This window comes from Litorivivens lipolytica (assembly GCF_014191715.1).
GTDB lineage: Bacteria > Pseudomonadota > Gammaproteobacteria > Pseudomonadales > Spongiibacteraceae > Litorivivens > Litorivivens lipolytica.
The window spans coordinates 533,770-558,093 of sequence record NZ_JACHWY010000003.1; the positions used below are offsets into that span (position 1 = coordinate 533,770).

The 24,324-nt window shown below is 52.9% G+C and carries 21 protein-coding genes; 20 read left to right on the forward strand and 1 reads right to left on the reverse strand.

Annotated elements, in window-relative coordinates:
- The first annotated feature begins 114 nt into the window (after nt 1-114).
- Genes FHR99_RS14670 through FHR99_RS14685 form a run of 4 tightly spaced genes read left to right on the forward strand, consistent with a single transcriptional unit; the run spans nt 115 to nt 3,955 of the window.
- Nucleotides 115-1,107: a cytochrome-c peroxidase gene (locus tag FHR99_RS14670; protein WP_183411456.1), complete on the forward strand. Its 993-nt coding sequence runs from the start codon at nt 115-117 to the stop codon at nt 1,105-1,107.
- Between the two features lie 20 nt (nt 1,108-1,127).
- A complete protein-coding gene (locus FHR99_RS14675; protein ID WP_183411457.1) occupies nt 1,128-1,757 on the forward strand; it encodes a cupredoxin domain-containing protein in 630 nt (209 codons plus the stop codon).
- 3 nt (nt 1,758-1,760) lie between these two features.
- Nucleotides 1,761-2,351, forward strand: coding sequence for a cytochrome P460 family protein (locus FHR99_RS14680; protein WP_183411458.1), 591 nt, complete (start codon nt 1,761-1,763; stop codon nt 2,349-2,351).
- A complete protein-coding gene (locus FHR99_RS14685) occupies nt 2,348-3,955 on the forward strand; it encodes a diguanylate cyclase domain-containing protein (protein WP_183411459.1) in 1,608 nt (535 codons plus the stop codon). The genes FHR99_RS14680 and FHR99_RS14685 overlap by 4 nt, the downstream gene beginning before the upstream one ends.
- A gap of 57 nt (nt 3,956-4,012) precedes the next feature.
- Here the strand turns inward: FHR99_RS14685 and FHR99_RS14690 are convergent, their stop codons facing one another.
- Nucleotides 4,013-5,431: a WS/DGAT/MGAT family O-acyltransferase gene (locus FHR99_RS14690; RefSeq protein WP_183411460.1), complete on the reverse strand. Its 1,419-nt coding sequence runs from the start codon at nt 5,429-5,431 to the stop codon at nt 4,013-4,015.
- Between the two features lie 417 nt (nt 5,432-5,848).
- On the opposite strand from FHR99_RS14690, the gene FHR99_RS14695 reads away from it, so the two are divergent.
- From FHR99_RS14695 to FHR99_RS14770, 16 genes are all read left to right on the forward strand, one after another.
- Entirely contained in the window at nt 5,849-6,265 is a 417-nt protein-coding gene (locus FHR99_RS14695; protein ID WP_183411461.1) for an ATP synthase subunit I, read from the forward strand.
- Between the two features lie 96 nt (nt 6,266-6,361).
- Nucleotides 6,362-7,297, forward strand: a complete 936-nt coding sequence (gene atpB / locus FHR99_RS14700; protein ID WP_183411462.1) for a F0F1 ATP synthase subunit A — start codon at nt 6,362-6,364, stop codon at nt 7,295-7,297.
- 54 nt (nt 7,298-7,351) lie between these two features.
- The gene (gene atpE, locus FHR99_RS14705) at nt 7,352-7,588 is read left to right on the forward strand and encodes a F0F1 ATP synthase subunit C (protein ID WP_183411463.1); all 237 of its coding nucleotides are present in this window, start codon (nt 7,352-7,354) and stop codon (nt 7,586-7,588) included.
- Between the two features lie 51 nt (nt 7,589-7,639).
- Nucleotides 7,640-8,110 carry a F0F1 ATP synthase subunit B gene (locus FHR99_RS14710; RefSeq protein ID WP_183411464.1) on the forward strand — a complete coding sequence of 157 codons (471 nt, stop codon included), beginning with the start codon at nt 7,640-7,642 and terminating at the stop codon, nt 8,108-8,110.
- 12 nt (nt 8,111-8,122) lie between these two features.
- Complete coding sequence (locus FHR99_RS14715) at nt 8,123-8,659, forward strand: F0F1 ATP synthase subunit delta (RefSeq protein ID WP_183411465.1); 537 nt, start codon at nt 8,123-8,125, stop codon at nt 8,657-8,659.
- A 30-nt stretch (nt 8,660-8,689) separates the two neighbouring features.
- The gene (gene atpA / locus FHR99_RS14720; RefSeq protein ID WP_183411466.1) at nt 8,690-10,234 is read left to right on the forward strand and encodes a F0F1 ATP synthase subunit alpha; all 1,545 of its coding nucleotides are present in this window, start codon (nt 8,690-8,692) and stop codon (nt 10,232-10,234) included.
- A gap of 49 nt (nt 10,235-10,283) precedes the next feature.
- Nucleotides 10,284-11,150 carry a F0F1 ATP synthase subunit gamma gene (gene atpG, locus FHR99_RS14725; RefSeq protein WP_183411467.1) on the forward strand — a complete coding sequence of 289 codons (867 nt, stop codon included), beginning with the start codon at nt 10,284-10,286 and terminating at the stop codon, nt 11,148-11,150.
- Between the two features lie 53 nt (nt 11,151-11,203).
- Entirely contained in the window at nt 11,204-12,601 is a 1,398-nt protein-coding gene (atpD, locus tag FHR99_RS14730; RefSeq protein WP_183411468.1) for a F0F1 ATP synthase subunit beta, read from the forward strand.
- A gap of 60 nt (nt 12,602-12,661) precedes the next feature.
- On the forward strand, nt 12,662-13,087 hold the full coding sequence (locus FHR99_RS14735) for a F0F1 ATP synthase subunit epsilon (RefSeq protein ID WP_183411469.1): 426 nt from the start codon (nt 12,662-12,664) through the stop codon (nt 13,085-13,087).
- Between the two features lie 121 nt (nt 13,088-13,208).
- The gene (gene glmU / locus FHR99_RS14740) at nt 13,209-14,564 is read left to right on the forward strand and encodes a bifunctional UDP-N-acetylglucosamine diphosphorylase/glucosamine-1-phosphate N-acetyltransferase GlmU (RefSeq protein WP_183411470.1); all 1,356 of its coding nucleotides are present in this window, start codon (nt 13,209-13,211) and stop codon (nt 14,562-14,564) included.
- A gap of 9 nt (nt 14,565-14,573) precedes the next feature.
- Nucleotides 14,574-16,400: a glutamine--fructose-6-phosphate transaminase (isomerizing) gene (gene glmS, locus FHR99_RS14745; protein WP_183411471.1), complete on the forward strand. Its 1,827-nt coding sequence runs from the start codon at nt 14,574-14,576 to the stop codon at nt 16,398-16,400.
- A gap of 419 nt (nt 16,401-16,819) precedes the next feature.
- Nucleotides 16,820-18,523 carry an EAL domain-containing protein gene (locus tag FHR99_RS14750; RefSeq protein ID WP_183411472.1) on the forward strand — a complete coding sequence of 568 codons (1,704 nt, stop codon included), beginning with the start codon at nt 16,820-16,822 and terminating at the stop codon, nt 18,521-18,523.
- 18 nt (nt 18,524-18,541) lie between these two features.
- Nucleotides 18,542-18,904 (forward strand): Hpt domain-containing protein, encoded by a 363-nt coding sequence (locus FHR99_RS14755; RefSeq protein ID WP_183411473.1) that lies wholly within the window; start codon nt 18,542-18,544, stop codon nt 18,902-18,904.
- Between the two features lie 180 nt (nt 18,905-19,084).
- A complete protein-coding gene (locus FHR99_RS14760; RefSeq protein WP_183411474.1) occupies nt 19,085-20,167 on the forward strand; it encodes an ABC transporter substrate-binding protein in 1,083 nt (360 codons plus the stop codon).
- A 53-nt stretch (nt 20,168-20,220) separates the two neighbouring features.
- On the forward strand, nt 20,221-23,358 hold the full coding sequence (locus FHR99_RS14765) for a response regulator (protein WP_183411475.1): 3,138 nt from the start codon (nt 20,221-20,223) through the stop codon (nt 23,356-23,358).
- Nucleotides 23,359-23,385: 27 nt separating this feature from the next.
- Nucleotides 23,386-24,312 carry a GGDEF domain-containing response regulator gene (locus FHR99_RS14770; protein WP_183411476.1) on the forward strand — a complete coding sequence of 309 codons (927 nt, stop codon included), beginning with the start codon at nt 23,386-23,388 and terminating at the stop codon, nt 24,310-24,312.
- Nucleotides 24,313-24,324: the final 12 nt, after the last annotated feature.

The window sequence follows — 24,324 nt, forward strand, 5'->3', positions numbered from 1 at the left end:
CCTAAGGGTAATTCGCTATAGAGGGGCCGCTGGGCCTCTTTCTATACTCCACAATTGAGAGTTTCCTTCTGACATTGTGCCCTGCACATGCCAGCCGGCACTTTGGAGTAGAAGATGCGTACCTTACTGTCTCGCTGCGGAATTTTTTTTGCCTTTATAGCGATAGCGCTAACAAGCGAAAGTCTGGCCAATACGCCGTTGAGTCGACCTGATCCTCTGTTGATCGAGTATCCGGAAGATGAGCCGCCGAGTTGGCGAGAAATTCAATTAGGCAAAACGCTGTTCTTTGATCCGCGCTTATCTCATGACCATTCCCGATCCTGCGCGAGTTGCCACAACCCGGAACTGGGCTTTGGTGATGGTCTACCCCTGAGCCCGGGTTCCGATGGCCAGCCACTCGGGCGTCACACGCCGTCTATTTATAACCTGGCGTGGGGTAGTGTTTTCTTCTGGGACGGCCGAGCGGCAACGCTTGAAGAGCAGGCCCTTATGCCGATTGTCGCGGAAGCGGAAATGAACCTGCCGATGGCGGTTCTGCAAGAGCGGCTGACAGCGGTCGCGCACTATCGAAATGAATTTAACGCCGTGTATGAAGAGGGTCTGACCGAGGAAACCATTGGTCGGGCACTGGCATCGTTTATGCGGGCCATTGTTTCCGATAACTCGCCATTCGATCGCCACCTAGCCGGTGATAAAAATGCCTTGGGCCCCGAAGCCAAACGCGGGCTCGCACTGTTTGTTGGTAAAGGACGCTGCATTGAATGCCATAGCGGTGCCAACCTGACGGATGACAGTTTTCACAACTTGGGTTTGGGTGGAGACGACCCCGGAAGAGCCGAGGTGGTCGATGCGCCTCATTTGCGTGGCGCCTTCAAAACGCCAGGCTTACGCAACGTAACCTTAAGTGCGCCGTATATGCACGACGGTTCTCTCCCCAATCTGTTGAGCGTTCTCGAATTTTATAATCGCGGAGGCGGTGAAGGACACAATCGAAGTGATTTGATTCAGCCCCTGAACCTGACCCAGCGTGACATCAATGATTTGTTGGCGTTTATGGGCGCGCTGGAAAGCCCCATCTTAATCAAACGCCCTGAAATACCCCGCTGAGGTTCTGGAGTAAAATTTTTATGTATCGTTTTAACACAGTGTATGGCGGTTTATTGCTGAGCCTTCTGGGTCTTAGCCCGTCGGTACTCGCGGCTGACTACACAGTCCGGTTGCAATTCGAAAAGCGCCCACCCAAAACGGCTTTGCTGTATGTGCCGGGTGATCTAGGTGAACAAAGCCAGGCGGTGGTAGATCAGGTCGACAAATCGTTTACCGAATCGCTGGTCGTTGCCGCGCCGGGCCAAGCGGTGGTGTTTAAAAATTCAGACGAGGTTGATCACAATATCTTTGCCAATGACATGAAATCTGGTGCACGGTTTGATGTGGGATTGATGCCGCCCGGTGGCGAAAAAAATATCCCCGTCGACTGGAAGGCGGATTCACTGGTTCGCATCGGCTGCAAGATACACCCGAAAATGCGGACCTATATCGCAGCGGTTGATGCCGCCTACTCGAAAGTCATGGAATTCTCCTCCGCAACTTCAGACTACAGTATTTCTCTCGAAGGTGTGCCCGATGCCGCTGCACAATTACTCCTTCGAATTCCCAAATACGACCCGGTTGTTATTGATTTAAACGATCCCTCTACCTGGACCGCTACCCTGACGAAAAAAGGGAAAACTCGCGGCTCCTTTGTTCTGGAGCGCTAATTTATGTGGAAGCGAGTGGTGTTGAGTGTCGTAGCGGTGGGGCTTGTTTCGGTAGCGGTAGCGCTGTCAGGTGAAGACCCGCACAAGGTAAAACTTTTTGATATCCCGGAAAGTGATCGTGAAAAGCTGGAAGACTACCGTCAAACCTGGACCCGATTAACCGGGTTTGAGTATTCCGGATTGCATTGGAATCAGTTTGTGGTGGTCTATTCCGACTTGGGTGCGCAGGCCTACCAAACAAACTACACACAGTATATTGCGTGGTATGAAGATCCGGATGAATTCGATGGTATGCCGGATTACGTGACGTATCCGCGCGGCACAACGATATTAAAGGAAAATTTTTCGATCGTTGATGGCAAGCCGGAAAAATCTCTCACGGTGACAGCCATGATCAAGCGTGAGCCCGGTTACGATGCCGAAAATGGGGATTGGGAGTATTTGCAATTTGATGCCGCCGGCAAAGTGCTGTTGCGAGGCAAAGGCAGCGATCCCAATATCGATGAGCAGTGCGCGAGTTGCCACAAGCATGTGGCTGAACGCGATTACATCTTTGCTCAAGTATTCAGCGCACCCAACCGGAGAGCGCCGTGAGTCGATTTGGCACCAAAGAAAAATTGTGGGCAGCCGGAGGGCTGCTGGCTGTCATGCTATTTTCAATTGCTGTGGTTTCATTGATTAATTTCTCCAATACACAGCAAAAACTGGCGCAGGTTACCCAGCAGTACCAGCCGAAAATGCTCAGCGCCATGCAACTGACCACGCACTTCTATCAAAGCTTGACTGTGCTCGGAAATTATATGGTTGAGCAGGACGAAGCGAATATCGAGCTTTATAGTGCCAAGGTGAGTGACATTGATCAAACGCTGGACCAGCTGATTACTCTGACAAAGGGAAATGACAATCCTGAAGATGCGAATCAGTTACATCGCATTCGCTCGATGGTGGATGAAATTAAAAACCACAATCGGCAGATGCTCGATTTAGCATCTAATGTAAAACGAAATATGCCGGCGGTAGGTATTGCGGCAGATTGGATGGAGCCGCTCGGTATTGAAATGAATCTCTTGCTGAGTGAACTGTCGCTTGAATTGACATCATCTGATGCCAGCGGTCGCATCAGCGAGATGTCAGATAGTCTGAAATACAATTGGGCGATGGTGGTCAGTTCATTGCGAAATTTTCTGGCATTTCGCAATGACAATGCGATTGCCGACGTCAATTTATATTTAGCCGGAGTCAACCAGCATCAGCAGGCCCTTCGCGCTGAGTTGGAAAAGAGCCAACCGTTTCTCTTGGATTTTCTGGATGAATTTAGTCAGGGGCTTCAGGAATACCGAGAACATTTGAATACGGTGATAAGTATTCATTCTGGCCCTGACTGGCGCGCAGACAGTAAATTAATGCGAAGCAGTATTACCCCAACCCTTAAAAGCCTGACGCTGGAACTTGAGAGCTTGGTCGACACACAAAAAGCGCGGATTGATGCCAGCAACCAGGAACTTGCTGCGCAGATTGCTTCGGCTGAGAAAAGTATCAGGTATTCCATTCAGATCGCGATGCTGGTCAGTGCTGTCGTTATTCTCCTAACGCTGAGAACGCGAGGACTGATATCCGAAGTCAAATTGCACAAAACGGAAAAAGCGGAAGCGGAACACAAGGCGCGTCATGACGCACTCACCCGCTTGCCGAACCGGGGATTCTTTGAAGAAAACTTTCGCGGCCGCCTGGAGAATGAAAAATACAACGAAGGGCTTTCGTTGTTGTTTATCGATCTGGACGGCTTCAAGGCGGTAAACGATGACGTGGGTCATGACGCCGGTGATCACGTGCTGAGAGGCACAGCGCGGCGATTGCAAAAGTTGGTATCGCGAAATGATATGGTCGCGAGATTGGGCGGAGATGAATTTGTTGTCTTGATAAATAAACAAGAGACGTTAGCGCAGGTCGAGAAATTGGCGGGTTCAATCTGTGAAGAACTGAGAAAACCCTTTCCCTTCCAGGGACGGAACTTACAGATTGGCTGCAGTATTGGCGTACTGAACCTTACGACGCGAGATATCAAAAATCGACATGTGTCGCTGGATGATCATTTCAGTCAGCTGCTCAAGCGGGCAGATGAAGCGATGTATCAAGCCAAGCGTGGTGGCAAGAACCGCTATTGTGTTTACGGTGAGCCGCTGCTGAAAAGTGCTTAGATTAGAAAAGAAAAAAGCGGAAAGAGGCGAAGGGCCTCTTTCCAATGGCGGTTTGACCTAACTCAGGGTAGACGCTTTTAGTTCGTCAAAGGATTCGCGAATACACTGTGCATAAAATGCGGGGTCTGGCATTTGCTCACGACAGGCATTGAAGGAAATCGCGATGGATCCCTTCTTGTTCTGCACGCTGCTGTAGACCACATGAAAGAGGCCTACCCCGGGCAATAGTGGCCCCAGGCTCAAACCATCGACCAGCTCAGCACCGCAGAAATAAAGCTGCACCGGCGGCCCCGGAACATTTGTCACCACGGTATTAAAGATGACTGCGCGTTCCGCCAGTCCCGTTCCCACCGCAGCACGCATAGCCAATGCCATCATACCGCCGGGCATCACATCGGTGACATCCATGGCAATACGTGGGCCGAGAGCCTCGGCATAGGACTTACTCTGTTTGGATTCGGAGCTGATTTCTTCCAGCCGTTTTTTAGGGTCTTCGATATCCGAGCATAGGGAGACCGTCATAAAGCCGACCATATTGCCACCGGCAGCGCGCTCCGCATCGCTGCGTACATCAATGGGGCAACCGGTGACCAGGGTCTTCTCCGGCAGCTCCTCTTTCGATTGCAGATACTTGCGCAGTGCGCCCGAGACAATGGTCAGCATGGCGTCGTTAACCGTTGCGCCTTTGACGGTATTCTTGATGGCGCGCACCTCTTCAAAATCGAACTTGACCGAATCCACCACTCGGTAGGGGGAGATTTTTCCCTGAAAGCGGGTTTTCTGTTTGTCCTCGAGGGAGCGGAAGTCGCCCTGCTGTCGGCCACTGCGGATGCGCCGATAGGCGGGCAGGGCATTGCCCAGGAGTTTTATAAAGCGCTTGGGCCGCTTCAGATTATTCACATAGGCCTTGCTCAGCAGTTGCCAGTCCGTGGCCTTGGTGATGACCCGGTTAGGGATATTGCCTGGATTCTGAATCTCTGGCGACAGATCGTGCATGATGGGGAAGAGCATGGCGCCGGTCGCACCGTCCATGGCGGCGTGGTGGACCTTGAGCAGCATGGCGAAGCAGTTTTTCGGCAGACCCTCGATATTGTCGAGGCCCTCGATAATGTACATCTCCCACAGCGGTTTGTTCATATCCAGCGGGCGGGCGTGGATACGCGACACCAGTATGCAGAGCTGACGCCAGTCACCCGGTTCGGGCAGGGCGATATGGCGCACGTGGTATTCCAGATCGAAATGTTCGTCCTCCACCCAGTAGGGGCGGTCGAGCTTCATGGGCACGGTGGCCAGCTTGCGGGTGAAGATGGGGGAGAGGTGCATGCGACTCTCCAGCATCGACAAAATCTGTTTGAAGCGGACCATGCCCCCTTCGGCGGTGGACTGATCGTAGATGCTCAGGCCCCCAATATGCTGCGGCAATCCTTTCATCTCCGCACTGAGAAACATGACATCCTGACCGCTGAGTTGCTCCATGGAACCCCCTTGTTTTGTTGTTAGCCCTTACAGTACTGGCTATTCATGACAACCACCAGATAGCGGGGCGGTACTTGCAAGCAATCTCATCCATTCGTGGCACTTCGGGCCAAAGGCTGGGAGGAGGGAGAATGGGACAAAAGCGCACGAAGTATTAATAAACACAGCTGTTGAATTAGATGCTTTATCTTGTGTTGTGACTTTTTATAAACACACGATATAGTGGTTATAAATGTAACCAACTGATTTTAATGATATTATCGTGAGCCGCCTACGCGGGGGGTGAGACAATTTGTCCACCCACCGAACCGCAGATCGGTTGATAGTTGACCACGTAGCCTCTATACTTCGCCCCGCTTTTTGGACGAGTGACAGCTCACCGGAAATCCGGATCTGAGTGCGCTTTTGGGGAGACTTATGGCACAGCACGGGGCTAATTCGCCGACGGCTGCGGTCATTTCACGCCCCCCTTTGCTCAAGATATACGGGACCCAGACCGCGCTTCTGGTTCTGGCCTCAGCCGCTTTGTTGCTGTTTGGCGAGGTTACGGCGCTGTCTGCCCTGACCGGCGGTCTGATATCTGTCGTACCCAATGCCTGGTTTGCCCGGATGGCGTTTCGTCATCGGGGCGCACGTGCAGCCGGGGCGGTATCACAGTCTTTTAAGCGCGGTGAAGCGGGAAAGTTTGTTTTGACGATTTCCCTGTTCGCCATGGTGTTCAGCACAATGCCCCAGCTTCAAGCGGGCGTTTTGTTCGGCGCCTTTATCAGCATGATGCTGGTCAATCTGGCCTTCGCCTGGCAGATCGGCAATCGACGGATCGCCAAAACGTAATTCCACGCAAGACCGCAACCTGAAACAGGGTGCCTTGCAAAGCTGCCGATACGCAGGCGGGCTTTCCAAGATACCTTTTGAGATTGAGAGCGAGAGATGGCAGGGGAAACCTTAACCGCTACCAGTTACATCCAGCACCATTTGACCAACCTGACTTACGGCAAGCTGCCGGAAGGTTATGAGCGTCAGAATGCGGATGGATCTGTTGAAGTGCTGAGTCAGGACACTTGGACACTGGCCCACACCTCCCAGGAAGCCAGTGATATGGGCTTTATGGCCATTCACTTGGACTCCATGTTCTGGTCTGTCTTCCTCGGCTTCGTATTTGTTCTGGTTTTTGCCCGTGTTGCCAGCCGCATTCACTCCGGTGTACCGCGTGGCTTGCAGAACTTTGTCGAAATGGCGATCGACTTTATCGACAAGCAAGTTAAAGACAGCTTCCACCACAAGAATGCGATGATCGCACCGATGGCCCTGACCATCTTCGTGTGGATTCTGTTGATGAACACGATGGACTTGGTGCCGGTCGACTGGCTGCCCCATCTAGCGACGATTGTCAGCGGCGACCCCCACTTCTTCTTTAAAGTGGTCCCCACCACAGATCCCAACGTCACCCTTGGTATGGCCTTCACTGTTTTCGGCCTGATGATTTACTTCACCATCGCCAAGAAAGGGTTTATGGGCTTTGTCAAAGAACTGACTCTGCACCCCTTCCATGCCGAGAAGTGGTACATCAACGTTATTCTGGTCCCGATCAACTTTGCGCTGGAGTCCATTTCCTGGATCTCCAAGCCGATCTCTCTTGGTCTGCGACTGTTCGGAAACCTGTATGCAGGCGAGATGATCTTTATCCTGATTGCAACCATGTTCAGCGCCGGTCTGGTACTCGGTCTGTTCGCGGGTGTATTGCAGTGGGCGTGGGCTGTGTTCCACATTCTGGTTATCGTGCTGCAGGCCTTCGTCTTCATGGTACTGACTATCGTCTACATGGCGATGGCCCACCAGGTTGAAGAAGAAGACCAGTTTCACTGATTTTATTAACGTTTAACTTTTGCTTTAAAACTTTCACTACTTAGGAGAAATACCATGGGCTTGGCTTTGATTGCTGTTTCTTTGATGATCGGTTTTGGTGCTCTGGGTACCGCCATCGGTTTCGCTCTGCTGGGCGGTAAACTGCTGGAAGGTTCTGCGCGTCAGCCCGAACTGGCTCCCATGCTGCAAACCAAAATGTTCCTGATCGCCGGTCTGCTTGATGCGGTACCCATGATCGGTGTTGGTATCGCCATGTACGTTCTGTTCGTACTGGTTCCGGGAATGGCGTAAGCACACCTTTTTGACAGTACTTACATTTAACCGTCAAACAGAGGTGTCGGCGTGAACATTAATCTCACCCTAATTGGCCAGTCCATCGCCTTCTTGTTTTTCATCTGGTTCAGTTACGCCTTCGTGTGGAAGGCGATCCGGGCCGCCATGGATGAGCGCGAGAAGCAGATTGCTGACGGCCTTGAAGCCGCCGATCGCGCCGGTCGCGATCTGGAACTGGCTCAGGAAAAGGCGACCAAGCATCTGAAGGAAGCCAAAGCTGAAGCGGCAGGCATCATCGAGTCGGCGAATAAACGCGCCAACCAGATTGTTGATGAAGCCAAAGAGCAGGCTCGCACAGAAGCTGATCGCATCAAAACCGCTGCACAGGCGGAAGTTGAGCAGGAAGTGAACCGTGCCCGCGAGCAACTGCGTGCCCAGGTAGCCACTCTGGCCCTGGCCGGCGCAGAGAAAGTGCTGGAAGCGTCTGTCGACGAAGCCAAGCACAAAGAGCTGCTCGACAAACTGGCCGCCCAACTGTAAGCGAGGTAAACCATGGCTGAACTGAGCACGTTGGCAAGGCCTTACGCGAAGGCGGCGTTTGAGTATGCGCTGGCCGCTGGCGATCTGGCCGGCTGGTCAGAGCAGCTTGCGACAGCGGCGGCGGTAGCCCAGCAGGAAGTGATTTCCAAAGTGCTGGCTACCCCGGCGATGACCACAGCACAGCAGGCCCAGACCTTTATCGATGTGTGCGGCGACGCACTCAGCGACAAGGCCCAGAATTTTGTTCGTGTTCTGGCCGAAAACAAGCGTCTGAAACTGCTGCCGCAGATTGCCGCGATTTACGAGGCACACAAGGCCGCTCAGGAGAAGAGCGTTGACGTTGAACTGTCAACGGCCTTTGAACTGGATGCTGGCACCCAGCAAAAGCTGGCTGACGCATTGAGTGGCAAACTCCAGCGCGAAGTCAAAGTAACGGCAGTCGTCAATAAAGAACTGCTCGGCGGTGTGTTAGTCCGCGCGGGTGATCTGGTTATTGACGGTTCGGTGCGCGGTCGCTTAGCGAAACTCGCCGAAGCAATGAATTCCTAAGCGATTAGACACAGGATTGAGGAACAGAGCATGCAGCAACTGAATCCATCCGAAATTAGCGAGATCATCAAGCAGCGCATCGAAAACGTCGATGTGTCTTCAGAAGCTCGCAATGAAGGAACCGTAGTTTCCGTATCTGACGGTATCGTCCGTATCCACGGCCTGACCGACGTCATGTACGGTGAAATGATTGAATTTGAAGGCAACCGTTTCGGTATGGCACTGAACCTGGAGCGCGACTCCGTGGGTGCTGTTGTCCTGGGTGACTACCTGGGCGTTGCGGAAGGCCAGAAATGTAAATGTACCGGCCGCATCCTTGAAGTACCGGTAGGTCCGGAACTGGAAGGTCGCGTTATCGACTCGCTGGGTAACCCCATCGACGGTAAAGGCCCCATCGACGCCAAAGAAACCGACGCAATCGAAAAAGTTGCTCCCGGTGTAATCTGGCGTAAGTCGGTTGACCAGCCCGTACAGATCGGTCTGAAAGCCATCGACGCCATGGTGCCGATCGGTCGCGGCCAGCGCGAGTTGATCATCGGTGACCGTCAGATCGGTAAAACCGCCGTTGCGGTTGACGCGATCATCAACCAGAAAGATTCCGGCATCAAATGTATCTACGTTGCCGTTGGTCAGAAAGCTTCTTCTGTTGCCGCTGTTGTGCGCAAACTGGAAGAGCACGGCGCCATGGACCACACCATCGTGGTTGCGGCGACCGCTTCTGATCCTGCGTCCATGCAGTTCATCGCACCCTTCACCGGCTGTACCATCGGTGAGTACTACCGCGATCGCGGCGAAGATGCTCTGGTTATTTACGATGACCTGACCAAGCAGGCGTGGGCTTACCGCCAGATCTCTCTGCTGCTGCGTCGTCCGCCGGGTCGTGAAGCTTACCCCGGTGACGTTTTCTACCTCCACAGCCGTCTGCTGGAGCGCGCCGCACGGGTTTCTGAAGAGTACGTTGAGAAGTTCACCGACGGTAAAGTGAAAGGCAAGACCGGTTCACTGACTGCACTGCCCGTTATCGAAACTCAGGCAGGTGACGTATCGGCCTTCGTACCGACCAACGTTATTTCTATCACCGACGGTCAGATCTTCCTTGAAACCGACATGTTCAACTCCGGTATCCGTCCGGCGATGAACGCCGGTATCTCGGTATCGCGCGTTGGTGGTTCTGCACAGACCAAGGTTATCAAGAAGCTGTCCGGTGGTATCCGTACCGCACTGGCTCAGTACCGCGAACTGGCGGCATTCTCCCAGTTTGCTTCTGACCTGGACGACGCTACCAAGGCCCAGCTGGACCACGGTGAGCGCGTTACCGAGCTGATGAAGCAGAAGCAGTACTCGCCGATGAGCATCGCCGAGATGGGTCTGGTTCTGTACTGCGCCAACGAAGGCCACCTGAAAGACATCGAAGTCAACAAGGTACTGGACTTCGAAGCGTCGCTGCTGTCATACGCGAACAGCGAATATGCTGACACGATGAAGCAGATCAACGACACCGGTAACTGGAACGACGAACTCGAAGCCAAGTTCAAAGAACTGGTAGAGAAGTTCAAGTCCACCCAGACCTGGTAATCGATGGCGCGCGCAAGCGCGCCTGAAGGAAGCTTGAGGGCCAATTTATATGGCAGGCGCAAAAGAAATACGCACCCAGATCTCCAGCATCAAGAGCACGCAGAAAATTACCAGCGCGATGGAAATGGTCGCCGCCAGTAAAATGCGTAAAGCTCAGGATCGCATGGAGTTGGGTAAGCCGTACGCGCAGCGCATCCGGGCAGTGGTTGGCCACATCGCCAACGCCAACCCGGAATATACACACACGTTTATGGAAGAACGTGACGTCAAGCGCGTGGGCTATATTCTGGTATCGACCGACCGCGGCTTGTGCGGTGGTCTGAATATCAACCTGTTCAAAGCCGCTATTCGCAGCATGAAAAGCTGGGCTGACCAGGGCGTTGAAGTGGATCTCTGTCTGGTAGGCGCCAAAGCGAGCGCGTTCTTCCAGAGCTACGGCGGCAACGTAGTTGCTACCGTGCGCGATCTGGGCGAAGACCCCGAGGTCAAAAGCCTGATCGGCAGCGTGAAAGTCATGCTCGACGGCTACAGCGAAGGCACCATCGACCGTCTGTTCCTGGTTCGCAACGAGTTTGTGAACACCATGACCCAGACACCTCAGGTCGATCAGTTGCTGCCGCTGCCGGCGGATGACGACGAAGAACTGAAGCACCACTGGGATTACATTTACGAGCCCAACGCCGAAGAGCTGCTGGACGGTCTGCTGACTCGCTACATTGAGTCTCAGGTCTATCAAGCTGTGGTGGAAAACGGCGCTTGTGAGCAAGCCGCGCGAATGATTGCGATGAAGAACGCAACCGACAACGCCGGCGACCTGATCGACAACCTGCAACTGGTCTACAACAAGGCCCGTCAGTCTGCGATCACCCAGGAGCTGTCGGAAATCGTCGGCGGTGCCGCCGCAGTCAGCGGTTAAGACTGCGCGACAGGAAACGAAATTTAAATCTTCAGGTTTGAGAGGAACCGGAAATGAGTAGCGGACGTATCGTACAAATCATCGGCGCCGTTATCGACGTGGAATTCCCGCGCGATGCAGTGCCTCAGGTGTATGACGCATTGACCGTCAATGAAAGTGGCCTGGTGCTGGAAGTGCAACAACAGCTGGGCGACGGCGTAGTGCGCACTATCGCACTGGGTTCTTCCGAAGGTCTGCGTCGCGGCCTGGAAGCATCTAACACCAAAGAGCCTATCAAGGTACCGGTAGGTACTGAGACTCTGGGTCGCATCATGGACGTACTGGGCAACCCGATCGACGAGTGTGGTCCGATCGGCGAGCAGGAGCGCATGCAGATTCACCGCGACGCGCCCAAGTATGAAGAGCTTGCAGCGTCCAACGAACTGCTGGAAACCGGCATCAAGGTTATCGACCTGGTTTGCCCGTTCGCCAAGGGTGGTAAAGTTGGTCTGTTCGGTGGTGCCGGTGTTGGTAAAACCGTAAACATGATGGAACTGATCAACAACATCGCAACCGAGCACAGCGGTCTGTCGGTATTCGCGGGTGTTGGTGAGCGTACTCGTGAAGGTAACGACTTCTACCACGAGATGCAGGAAGCCGGCGTTGTAAACGTACAGGACTTCAAAAAATCCAAGGTAGCGATGGTATACGGCCAGATGAACGAGCCGCCGGGTAACCGTCTGCGTGTTGCTCTGACCGGTCTGACCATGGCCGAGAAGTTCCGTGACGAAGGTCGTGACGTACTGCTGTTCGTCGACAACATCTACCGTTACACACTGGCCGGTACCGAAGTATCAGCACTGCTGGGCCGTATGCCTTCAGCGGTAGGTTACCAGCCGACTCTGGCGGAAGAGATGGGCGTTCTGCAGGAGCGTATCACCTCAACCAAGACAGGCTCTATCACCTCTATCCAGGCGGTATACGTACCGGCGGATGACTTGACTGATCCGTCGCCTGCAACCACCTTTGCTCACCTCGACTCAACCGTTGTACTGAGCCGTGATATCGCTGCGAAAGGTATTTACCCTGCGGTTGACCCGCTGGATTCTACTTCTCGCCAGCTTGACCCGCTGATCATCGGCGCCGAGCACTATGAAGTAGCCCGCGGTGTACAGACTGTTCTGCAGCGCTACAAAGAGCTGAAAGACATCATCGCGATTCTGGGTATGGACGAACTGTCTGAAGAAGACAAGCTGGTCGTAGAGCGTGCGCGTAAAATCGAACGCTTCCTGTCTCAGCCCTTCCACGTGGCAGAAGTCTTCACCGGTAGCCCCGGTAAATACGTTTCTCTGAAAGAAACTATCCGTGGCTTCCAGGAAATCCTGAACGGTCAGCACGATGATCTGCCCGAGCAGGCTTTCTACATGGTCGGCACCATCGACGAAGCCATCGAGAAAGCGAAGACGCTGTAAGGCTCTTTTAGCGTAGAAACGGGTGCTCTCATGAGCGCCCGCATCAACTGAGGTTAGAAAATGGCTATGACCATACATTGCGACATCGTAAGTGCGGAAGAAGCGATCTTCTCCGGGCTGGCCAAAATGGTTGTGGCGCACGGCACACTCGGTGATCTGGGTGTTAGCTACGGTCACGCACCTCTGCTGACTGCGTTGGAAGCGGGCCCGGTTCGCGTCATCAAGGATGGCGGCGAAGAGGAAATCTTCTACGTCTCCGGTGGCTATCTGGAAGTGCAGAAAGGCACCATCAGCATTCTTGCAGACACGGCCGTACGCGCCGACGATCTGGACGAAGCTGCCGCTTCTGAAGCCCAGAAGTCTGCCGCCCACGCGATGACCAACCAGAGTGGTGAAATCGACTACTCACGTGCCGCCGCCCAGCTGGCAGCCGCCTCGGCTCAGCTGCGCACGCTGCAGCAGATTCGCAAGAACTTGAAAAAGTAATTATTTCCCTGCGCAGAAACTTCTGTGTCGGTGAAAGAACCAATAAAGGGTGGCCAATGGCCGCCCTTTTTTGTTTGATTAACCGTTACAATTCAACGCGATACTGCTAAAGGACTGCCCCGTGAAAACAGACGTCGTTATTCTCGCTGCCGGTAAAGGCACCCGAATGCGTTCCAGCCTACCCAAGGTCATGCATCCCATTGCCGGTAAATCCATGCTCGGGCATGTGGTTGCTGCCGCCGAGGGCATCGGCGCCGATAACATTCACGTGGTTGTGGGTCATGGTGCGGAAACCGTAAAGGCAGCGTTTGATGGCCACTCCTTTGTCGAGCAGCTTGAACAAAAAGGCACGGGTCACGCGGTTGCCCAAGCCCTGCCGAAACTGGACGACGACAGCTGCGCCCTGATTCTCTACGGCGATGTGCCACTGATCGCTCCGGAAACTCTGCAACAACTGGTGGCCCAATGTTCGAAAACCAGCATGGGGCTGCTAACCACCAATCTTAACGATCCAACCGGCTACGGTCGCATCATCCGCGAACACGATAAGGTGGTCGCCATCGTCGAGCAGAAAGATGCCAGCCCCGAGCAGCTCGCCATTCAGGAAGTGAACACCGGCATCATGGCGGTACATTCTTCTCACCTAAAGCAATGGCTGCCCAAGCTCAGTAGCGACAATGCCCAGGGCGAATACTACCTGACCGATATTATTGAAATGGCGGTGGCCGATAACATTACCATCGAGGTGAGCCAGCCCAAAACCCCTTGGGAAGTACAAGGCGTTAACAACCGCATGCAACTCAATGAGCTGGAACGCTACTACCAGCGCTGTCGCGCTGACGAGGTGATGGCCGATGGCGCGACACTGGCTGATGCCAGCCGCATCGACATTCGCGGCTCGCTGAAAGTTGGACAGGACTGTTATATCGATGTGAATTGCGTCTTCGAAGGCGAGTGTGAAATCGGTGATGGCGTCGAAATTGGCCCCAATTGCGTCCTGACTAACAGTAAGGTCGCCAATGGCAGTACAATTAAAGCCAACTCGGTACTGGAAGACGCAGTGGTCGGCGAACAGTGCGATATCGGCCCCTTTGCCCGGCTGCGTCCCGGCACGGTGCTGGCGGCCAAAGCCAAGATTGGCAATTTCGTCGAAACCAAGAAAGCGGTGCTCGGTGAAGGCAGCAAGGTAAATCACCTGAGCTATATCGGTGACAGTGAAATCGGTGAACAGGTCAACGTAGGGGCGGGCACCATTACCTGTAACTACGACGGTGTTAACAAATCGAAAACCGTGATTGGTGACGGCGCCTTTATCGGCTCTAACACCTCGCTGGTTGCGCCAGTCACTGTGGGTAAAAACGCGACGGTTGGTGCCGGTTCAACCATTACCGGCAACGTCGGCGATGAAGAATTGGCCGTTGCCCGCGGAAAGCAACGCAATATCTCCGGCTGGAAACGGCCAAGCAAAAAAAATTAAGGAAAGACTATGTGCGGAATTGTCGGCGCGGTTGCCGATCGTGATATCAGCGATATTCTGATAGAGGGCCTGAAACGACTGGAATATCGCGGCTACGATTCCGCCGGCGTTGCTCTGATCGATCAGGGCAAGCTCAACATCCGCAAGGAAGTGGGCAAGGTCGCCGCACTGGAAAAGGTACTTTCCGCGGAACACGCCGGCCACACGGGTATTGCCCACACCCGCTGGGCAACCCACGGCAAACCCACCGAAGCCAATGCGCACCCGCATTTTTCCGGCGACAAACTTGCCGTGGTGCACAACGGTATTATTGAAAATCATGAAAGCCTGCGCGAAGAACTCAGCAGCAAAGGCTATGTGTTTGCTTCCGAAACCGATACCGAAACCATCGCCCACCTGATCCACCTCTTGATGGAAGAAGGCAAGTCTCTGTTAGAAGCTGTCAAAGCCGCGATTCCTCGACTTGAAGGGGCTTACGGCTTGGCTGTGGTTCATGCAGATGATCCTGAGCGCATCGTCTGCGCCCGCAGTGGTAGCCCGCTGGTGTTGGGCTTGGGCTTTGGTGAAAACTTTCTGGCGTCAGACCAGTTGGCCCTGCGCCAGGTCACCGATCGCTTTGTGTATCTGGATGAAGGCGACATCGCCGAAATCACCCGAACCAGTCACACCATCTGGAATGTAGATGGCCAACAGGTAGAGCGTCCGGTCGAGCGTATTCAGGGCAAAGCAGACTCCGCCGACAAGGGCGGGTACCGCCATTTCATGCTCAAGGAAATTTTCGAGCAACCGGCCGTCGTCAAAAATACCCTGCAAGGGCGCTTGGGCTCGGATCATATTCTTGAGCAGAGTTTCGGTAATGGGGCTTCTGACATTCTCGACAAAGTTCAGAGTGTCCAGATCGTAGCCTGCGGCACCAGTTATCACGCCGGCATGGTTGCCAAATACTGGATTGAAGGTATCGCGGGGATTCCCTGTCGTGTCGAAGTGGCCAGCGAATTCCGCTATCGCAAATTTGTCGTCAGCCCCGGTACCTTGCTGGTCACCATTTCCCAATCCGGTGAAACCGCCGATACCCTGGCTGCCCTGCGACTGGCCAAAGAGCTGGATTACTGCGCAACGCTAACCGTTTGCAATGTGGCGCAAAGTTCACTGGTCCGTGAGTCTGATTTGGCCTTGATGACTGAAGCGGGCCCGGAAATTGGCGTGGCCTCCACCAAGGCTTTTACCACTCAGTTAACGGCACTCCTGATTCTTACTGTCGCCCTCGGTCGTCGCTATGCCATCGACAAGGTAAAAGAAGCCGCCATTGTGTCGGCGCTTCACAGTTTGCCGGGTACCCTCGCAACCGCACTGGAATTGGATGACGAAATTTGCGGTATTGCGGAAACCTTTGCGGACAAACACCACGCTCTGTTTCTTGGTCGCGGTATACAATGGCCCATCGCGATGGAAGGCGCACTAAAGCTCAAGGAAATTTCCTACATCCATGCGGAAAGTTATCCGGCCGGCGAGTTGAAGCACGGCCCATTGGCACTCGTCGATGACGACATGCCGGTGGTTGCCGTTGCGCCCAATGACGAGTTGTTGGAAAAACTGAAATCCAATCTGGAAGAGGTGCAGGCGCGAGGCGGTCAACTCTACGTGTTTGCGGACAAGCAAGCCGGTTTCAAAAACGAATCCGGCTTGACTGTGATTCCAGTTCCGCACAGCGAGGAAATCGTTGCGCCGATTCTCTACACCCTGCCGCTGCAATTGTTGTCGTATCACGTTGCCGTCTTCAAAGGCACCGATGTTGATCAGCCGCGCAATCTCGCGAAGTCTGTTACCGTGGAATAAGCGTGTAGGATATGTCGTACAAAGGCGGCAGCTATAGCCGCTTTTTTTGTGGGCATTTCCCGTCAAGAAGCATCTGCATCGATCGGTAATTTCTCACAAATGCAGAAATAGGGCCGGCCCTCGAAAATGGCCTGAGAATTGCTTTATCACTTGATATTGTGGGTATAAGCCCAGCTAAACCCTATAAAATGTGGGTGCCTAGGTGCATTTAACAAGATCTAGTGGTGTGGGTGGAATAATGACAATCTTTTTAGGCCTTGGTTTCTATATCGCCACTAAGTGGTATTGTTAGGTTTCTGTGTCATAATCAAATCACAAACACCGCAATGCAGCGATAATGGTAAGGCATACTCAAGGGCAGGATTACAAAGGCATTGGTGTGAACAGCCCGCTTACTCGAAGGGAAATAACAGCCGCCCGTGGACGCTCTGGAAGCATTAAACATTCTGGTTATCGAAGATGACCCGATAGACCTGAGCATTATTAAAACCCGCCTTAAACATATTTACGGCGATCGAGCCCGTATACAAGTCGCCTCCAACTACCTCGATGCTTCCTCTCGCCTTCGCGATCCCTTTGATGTTTGTCTTATGGACTATCAGTTGGATTTCATGACGGCATTTGAACTCCTTAAGCGTCTCTCTCCGGAAGACCTTCCGGGGCCGGTTATTCTGATCACTGGCGAAGATCCCGTCGAGATAGAGTCCGAAGGCGTAAACTACGGAGTGTTTGAATTTCTGAATAAGTCAGAAATTACCGAATCTCTGCTTCGTCGCGCGATTACCTATTGCCGTGCCCGACATCAGGATCTGCGGCGAATCGCCGCAATGGCCCACCATGATCAGCTAACCAACCTGCTAAATAGGCACACCTTTTTTGAGCGCTTTCAGCGATTACTTGACGATAAATTCGTCGATGCAGATCAGACCTATCTGTTATATCTCGATGCCGACAACTTTAAAGCGATCAATGACACCTACGGTCACAATGTCGGTGATCAGGTATTGGTGTTTATCTCGGATGCACTGAAACAAAACTTGAGAAATACCGACATCGTCGCGCGTTTGGGTGGTGATGAATTTGTTGCGGTTGTTCAAGGGGTGAATCGCGAATCGCTTCCGCGTTTGGCAGAAAAGTTGATGAACGCATTGCGCGAGCCACTTAAGATTGGTGAAAGCATCATCCGGGTGTCGGTGTCCTGCGGTATCGTCCGGTTCTCCCAAGGCGGAAATTGCCAAGAAGATTTAATGATCATGGCCGACCAGGCAATGTACCGAGCCAAAGGTCGCGGGCGTGACAACTACCTGATATTCGATGAATCTATGAATATGGCTGGGCGATTGAAAGCCCAGACCGTTCAGCAATTGCGCAGTGCGCTGCAAAACGACGAATTCTTTCTGGTGTTTGAGCCCCAGCTTAATATTGCGGAACAGAAGATGGTGGGTGCCGAAGCACTGATTCGTTGGCAGCATCCCCTGAATGGTGTCGTGAGCCCTTCAGAATTTTTGCCGGTTGCAGAATCCAGCGGCTTGATCGTTCCCATCGGCCGCTGGGTTGTTAGCCGCGCACTTAAAACCTATCACCAATGGTTAACGACAAAAGCGATACCCGAGAATTTTCGAATTGCCGTCAATGTATCGCCAAAGCAATTGCTCACCAAGGACTTTGTGGATTTGGTGGTTGAGGAACTCTACAAACTCGACCTGAAAGGCGAGTGCCTTCAGGTCGAGATATCCGAGCACGCGATGTTAACCGAATCAGAGTTCGTCAACGAAGAACTGATTCGCCTTTCCAAGCTGGGTGTAACCATTGCGATTGATGACTTTGGCACCGGCTACAGCAGTATTACAAAACTGTCAGAGATGAATATCGACTGTTTGAAGCTCGATATGAAATATGTCTCGCGGGTTTGCGACGACAAACATTCGCGTTGTTTGGTCGAGAGCTTTGTGTTTCTTGCCAAACAGTTTAACTATTCGACGATTGCCGAAGGTGTTGAAACGCCAGAGCAGGAACAGGTTTTAAAAGACATCGGTTGCGATATGGCGCAAGGTTGGCTTTATCGTGATGTGGACCTCCTGGCAGAGCAGTTCGTTGGCAAAATTAATGGGCAGTTAGGTTAAGGTCTGGAGGCGAAGGCGATGTTATCCAGGGGGGTTGAGCACAGTGATGGTTATCGCGAGCTAAGTAACTCGGCTTTGGATGAATTCAGCACGGCGGATTATCGCGCCCTGTTAGAAGTTTATCTGGACGTTATGCCCAAGACGGTTGCAGCACTAGAACAAGCCTGCGAAGAAGATAATGCGGCCAAGGCGGCGGCGACCTTGCACAAGTTGAAATCAAATACCTCCTATATCTGCGACAGCGACCTGCCTAACTGTTGTGATCTGTTGGAAAGGCAATTGCTATCGGTAGCGGGAAACGACGCCACAAAGGATATTCAGCTAATTATTTCACGTTGCCGAATATTGCTAGACGAAATCGCTACTTACCTGAAAAGCTAGCTCTTCCTGGACGCCTTCTGCTGCGTCGCAATCCAGTTTAAACGCTAGTTTCACAGATAACTGGTTTTGTGAAAAAAGCTGTATAAACAACACCTTAAGTAGGTGTAACTACGAAGCGTCAACCAACTTTTAGTCGTGTAATTTCTGCTCCCTACCGTATCAAAGCTGGGGAGGCAGTGGATGCGCGGACTACGCTTTTCACTGATGATCGCTTTATTGCTCAGTGCAAACACCGCTTTCGCCGCGAAAACGGCGGTGAAGGCGCTCTATATCCCTCTTGCTGACCACTACGCTGCGCTGGTTGCGCATGATCGCTACGCCAACGAAATGACCCTGGCAGATTATTCGCTTCGACGAATGAAAAGCTGGGATCTCTTGAAGCGCGCTTTTCTAGGTGGCGATGCCGATATGGCTTTTGTGATGGCGCCACTGGCGATGCAGATGTACATCGACGATCCGTCGATTCGCTGGGCGGGCTTGATGCATCGAGACGGCAATGCGCTGGCCGTCAATGAGAAAATCTATCGCCAGCTGGATTTGCCGGAAGAGCGCCGAGCGCGCGAACCCACAGCAGATGTGGCTGAAGCCTTTAAGCAGTTTTACGTAACAAGTGGGAGGTCGCTGCCCGTTGCGGTACCTCACCTTCAGTCCACTCACAGCGTGGTTCTGTATCAATACCTGAAAAACCATGGGGTTGCGTTCGGACTGCATCCGCGAGACGCCGGTGAGGCGTTTCCCATGGAGGTGCCGCCAGCGGATGCCCCGCTCTTTATCAAATCGACCAGTGCCCTCGGCAACCCCGCCGCATTTGCGCAATCATTGCCCTGGGCCGAGGTGGTCGAAGCACAGGGATTCGGCAAGCTGGCCTGGTATTCCCGGGACGTGATCCCCTCCAAGGATGGGCATGTCGAATGCATTATCCTCGTGTCAGCTGAGGCGCTGAACACCAAACTCGAGGCCGTGCAGGAAGTGGTTAGCTATATCCATCAGGCCGCCGCTGATATCGAGCAATTTCGGCGCGAGGGAAATTTTTCAACGCTGCTGCCGGTTATCCGGCGTCATATCCCGGAACACACGGAGGATGCGATTGTCGCCAGCCTGGATACGGGACTTGAGGTTATCAATTACCGCAATCTGAACATCGACAAACCGGGCCTCAAACAGATTATGGATGTCGCGGTGGAAGCGGGGATCTTGAAGCAGGCCATCGACATTGAAACCTTTGCCGATAGTCGTTTTGCGGTCGGCGAGTACGCTCCATGAAAAGCGCCGCTAGCCCCAAATCGTTAAGACGCTTATTGGTCGGGTGGGGGTTGATGTTGGTCCTTGTGCCGATGAGTTTGGTGGGGGCATTGGGCTTTCTGCAGGCACATTCCAGCCTGACCGAGGCCGCGCGGGATGCGGTGCAAACCGAGGCTGGAGAGCTCGCGGCCTTTGTCGAAAACTGGTTCGACTATCGGGCGATGGATGCCGCGGTTATTGCAAAAAACCCCAATATCACATCATTGATGGTTAGTTTGGCTGAGGGCTTTGCCGAAAGTAGGCTAACCGCGGAGGAATATACCCGCAGTTATGACTGGGAGTATATTGTCGACGCCCGGGACTTCTTCTTCAAAAGCCTCATTTACAGCTACGACTATCCTTACGATTACCTGCTGATCGATGATGCCGGGAATATCTTGTTCAGCGTTGAGCGCAACGAGGATCTTGGCGCAAATCTTAATCGCGGAAAACTCTCCGAAGGGTTATTGGCATCGGCCTATCGTCATACGATGTATAGCGGTGAAATTCGGTTTTCCGACACGGATATCTACGAGGATAGTGAAGGCCGTCGTCTTGGTTTTATGACAGCGCCGGTGCTTAACTTTGAGGGCGACCGCATTGGTGTTATGGCGGTCGCTATCGTACTGGATCGTATTGAAAATATTTTCAATCGTTCGCTAAGTCATGTTGAGGGTAAAAAGAACTATCTTGTTGGCACCGACGGTTATTCCAGAACGCGATTATCCCTTGGTGCTGGAACGAACGAAGATTACCCCAAAGTTTCTTCAGACATTCTTAATTACTGGCAGTCAAATCAGCTGTCCAATGCGGTTCTCGATTATCAGGGTGTCGATGGTGAACCAGTAATTGGCAGCTATCGGGTGATACAACTGCCCGGCGTGGACTGGCTGTTGGTCAGTGAGAAACATCAAGCGTCGGCGCTGGCCGCTGCCAATGTTTTACGTTTTTCGGTGATCGTTTGTCTACTTGTCAGCGCGGCAGTTGGTCTGTGTCTTTCAGTCTTGTTGGCGCGCCGGCTATCCCAGCCGCTCGCGGAACTCGCCTGCGCCTCTGCGGGCATTACCGCGGGTGATTTGAAGCATGTCGAGGTACCTGACCGTACGCAAAGCTTGGAAGTGTGTCAGCTGGTCGATAATTTCAATCATATGGTGGATTCACGTATTCGCTATGAACGTGAAATTGAAGAAGCGAGGGAGCTAGCGGAGAAAGCCAACCGAGCAAAAAGCGAATTTCTGGCCAATATGAGCCACGAAATACGCACCCCCATGAATGGGGTCATTGGTATGGTGGATCTTATGCTGGATACACCCCTCGACAAGGCGCAGCTGCGGTTTGCCCAGTCGATTAAATCCAGTGGCGAGTCGCTCCTTAGCATCATCAACGATGTGCTCGATTTTTCAAAAATCGAAGCCGGTGAGATGCCGATTATTGAGCAGGATTTTGAGCTATCCAACTTTTTCAGCGAGTTTGCCAAAACTCTCAGTTTCCGCGCTCACGAGAAAGGATTGGAGTTTTTATGTCCGGCTACGATTGTCGAGCCAGGTTGGTACCGGTGCGACAAAGATCGTTTACGCCAGATCATGACCAACCTTGTGGGCAACGCAATCAAATTCACCGATCGAGGTGAGGTCGCCGTCAGTATTCAGGTGCAGAAAAGCCCGGCAAAAAGCGACAGCCAGCTGGAGATCAGTGTCAAGGATACGGGGGTAGGTATTCCTCAAGATAAAAAGGCCTTGCTGTTTGAGCGCTTTCAGCAAGCTGATAGCACGACGACTCGACGATACGGCGGTACCGGCTTGGGTCTGGCAATCTGCAAGCAGCTTGTGGAACTAATGGGCGGCGAAATTGGTGTAAAGAGTGAAGAGCATCAGGGCTCAACATTCTGGGTACGCATTCCTGTAACGGCCTTAGCGGGTAGGCCGCACGATATAGTCTCAACGGCCACATCAACCATCCGCGGCATCAATGTACTGATTGTCGACGACAACGATACCAATCGCCAGCTGATAAGTAGTATTTTTCAACGCTGGGGAGCCGAGGCGAGTGTGGTTGAGAGCGGTAAGAAAGCGCTCGAAGTTCTGCGCAACTGCTACGACGAGGGTGTAACCTTTGATCTCGCGGTCATTGATATGCAAATGCCGCGAATTGATGGCATACAGCTTGCGGAGGCTATCCGTGCAATGCCGGAATTTATCGATTTGCCGATGATCATGCTGAGTTCGCAGTATCGCCTTGGCGATATCTCCGACGCGATTAAGGCTGGATATGCGTCCTATGCCGGCAAACCGATAGATCAGTCAGAGTTGTTTAACTGCGTGCAGGAAGCGCTGCGTCAGCATCCGTCAGCGAATGCTGCTATCGAGCGACGCGCTGTTGTGCGCCAATACGACGCGCGTGTTCTCCTTGTGGAAGATAACCCGACTAATCAACAGGTAGCCAATGGCCTGTTGGGAAAACTCGGCCTGGAAGTTCACATTGCTGAAAATGGTGCCGAGGCGCTCGCTTTGTTGCAACAATCGACATTCGACCTAGTGTTTATGGATTGCCAAATGCCGATTATGGATGGCTACCAGGCGACACGCAAAATTCGCAGTTCTCCAGACGTGGCCCTGTCTCGTCAACTGCCCATTATTGCGATGACAGCCAATGCCATGGTCGATGATAGAGAGCGTTCATTGGCCTCAGGTATGAACGATCATATTTCCAAGCCGGTTGACGTGCGAACGATCATGCGCGTCTTGGACCATTGGTTACCGGCCAGCGCACTACCGGAGCATCCTATGGCGATTTCTGCAGCGACCAACGCGCACGTTTATCAAGACGATACGATCATAGATCTGGAATTGTTTAAACAACGTATGATGGGTGATAGAGCGTTAATTCAAGAGGTAGCTAGCGCTTTTTTACAGGACAGCAAAGCCCTCCTTTCCGAACTGAACGTTGCGGTGGATCAACACGATTTCGATGAGTCGGCGAAGGTACTCCACCGTCTCAAGGGCGCCGTGATCAATATGGGAGGGGTGAAGCTGGAGGGTGTTATCAAGCCTGCAGAAAAAGCCGTTCAAGAGCACGACTACGATAACTTATTGAACTTGCTGTCTGAGTTGGAAGCGCAATTGCAGCACCTCCACTCAGAGATTAAACCCCTAACCCTTGGCTCAGCGCACTGAGCAAAGTGACGACAGGCTCAATAACGAATGAAAGTACTGATTGCTGAAGATGATTTGACCTCGCGGATCATGTTGGAAAACATTATTTCTCGCAGCGGCTTTACGCCGATTTCAGTTACGGACGGCGCATCGGCTCTGAAAGCTTGGCGACAGGACAGATCGATCAGTATTGTGGTCACCGATTTGAATATGCCGTTTTTCTCAGGCATTGAGCTGTGTGCGACAATGCGACAAGAATCACCGGACCGTGGCATGTACAGTATTGTCGTCACGGCTCAAGATAAACCGGGTATTCTGATCGAGGCGTTGGACGCCGGCGCCTCTGATTTTGTCTACAAGCCCTATAACCCGGCGGAGCTTATCGCGAGGCTAAACGTCGCTCGCCGCCATATGGAGCTCCACGACAAGCTGGAAGTCACGAAGGAACAACTCAAGCATCAAGCCACCCACGACTCGCTAACAGGCGCGCTTAACCGACGTGCCATCATGGCAGCATTGGACGAAGATATTTCGCGCGCGGAGCGAAATAATCGTCATCTTGCGGTAGCCATGATTGATATCGATGACTTCAAAGGGATTAATGACACCCACGGTCATACCGCCGGCGATCAGGTGATCAGGTATGTATCGTCAACCATCAGCGAGTGTATACGCCCCTATGATCATATGGGGCGTTATGGCGGTGAAGAATTCCTGGTCATCGCCGAAGTAGAGAGCCATGATGACGCCTCGCTTTTATTCAGGCGCATTTGCCGTCAGATTGCCGATGGTGATGAGCGTCGCTCGCGTCGTGTTACAGTGAGTGGCGGCGTTACGCTGGTACCCCCCACCGCGCGATCCCGATCAGCGGACAACATTATCAATGCAGCAGATAGCCTCCTGTATCAGGCGAAACGCAGTGGCAAGAATCGCATCCTTTCGGACAAGGAGTGGACGGCGCAAGCGAGTGCCTAGGAGCGTACTATG

Bases quoted from the DNA above. Each gene is read 5' to 3' on its own strand.
- FHR99_RS14770 (WP_183411476.1), top strand. From the start codon at position 23,386: ATGAAAGTACTGATTGCTGAAGATGATTTGACCTCGCGGATCATGTTG.
- FHR99_RS14670 (WP_183411456.1), top strand. From the start codon at position 115: ATGCGTACCTTACTGTCTCGCTGCGGAATTTTTTTTGCCTTTATAGCG.
- atpB (WP_183411462.1), top strand. From the start codon at position 6,362: ATGGCAGGGGAAACCTTAACCGCTACCAGTTACATCCAGCACCATTTG.
- FHR99_RS14760 (WP_183411474.1), top strand. From the start codon at position 19,085: ATGCGCGGACTACGCTTTTCACTGATGATCGCTTTATTGCTCAGTGCA.
- FHR99_RS14715 (WP_183411465.1), top strand. From the start codon at position 8,123: ATGGCTGAACTGAGCACGTTGGCAAGGCCTTACGCGAAGGCGGCGTTT.
- FHR99_RS14765 (WP_183411475.1), top strand. From the start codon at position 20,221: ATGTTGGTCCTTGTGCCGATGAGTTTGGTGGGGGCATTGGGCTTTCTG.
- FHR99_RS14755 (WP_183411473.1), top strand. From the start codon at position 18,542: ATGTTATCCAGGGGGGTTGAGCACAGTGATGGTTATCGCGAGCTAAGT.
- glmS (WP_183411471.1), top strand. From the start codon at position 14,574: ATGTGCGGAATTGTCGGCGCGGTTGCCGATCGTGATATCAGCGATATT.
- FHR99_RS14675 (WP_183411457.1), top strand. From the start codon at position 1,128: ATGTATCGTTTTAACACAGTGTATGGCGGTTTATTGCTGAGCCTTCTG.
- FHR99_RS14695 (WP_183411461.1), top strand. From the start codon at position 5,849: ATGGCACAGCACGGGGCTAATTCGCCGACGGCTGCGGTCATTTCACGC.
- FHR99_RS14735 (WP_183411469.1), top strand. From the start codon at position 12,662: ATGGCTATGACCATACATTGCGACATCGTAAGTGCGGAAGAAGCGATC.
- atpE (WP_183411463.1), top strand. From the start codon at position 7,352: ATGGGCTTGGCTTTGATTGCTGTTTCTTTGATGATCGGTTTTGGTGCT.
- FHR99_RS14680 (WP_183411458.1), top strand. From the start codon at position 1,761: ATGTGGAAGCGAGTGGTGTTGAGTGTCGTAGCGGTGGGGCTTGTTTCG.
- atpD (WP_183411468.1), top strand. From the start codon at position 11,204: ATGAGTAGCGGACGTATCGTACAAATCATCGGCGCCGTTATCGACGTG.
- atpG (WP_183411467.1), top strand. From the start codon at position 10,284: ATGGCAGGCGCAAAAGAAATACGCACCCAGATCTCCAGCATCAAGAGC.
- FHR99_RS14690 (WP_183411460.1), bottom strand. From the start codon at position 5,431: ATGGAGCAACTCAGCGGTCAGGATGTCATGTTTCTCAGTGCGGAGATG.
- atpA (WP_183411466.1), top strand. From the start codon at position 8,690: ATGCAGCAACTGAATCCATCCGAAATTAGCGAGATCATCAAGCAGCGC.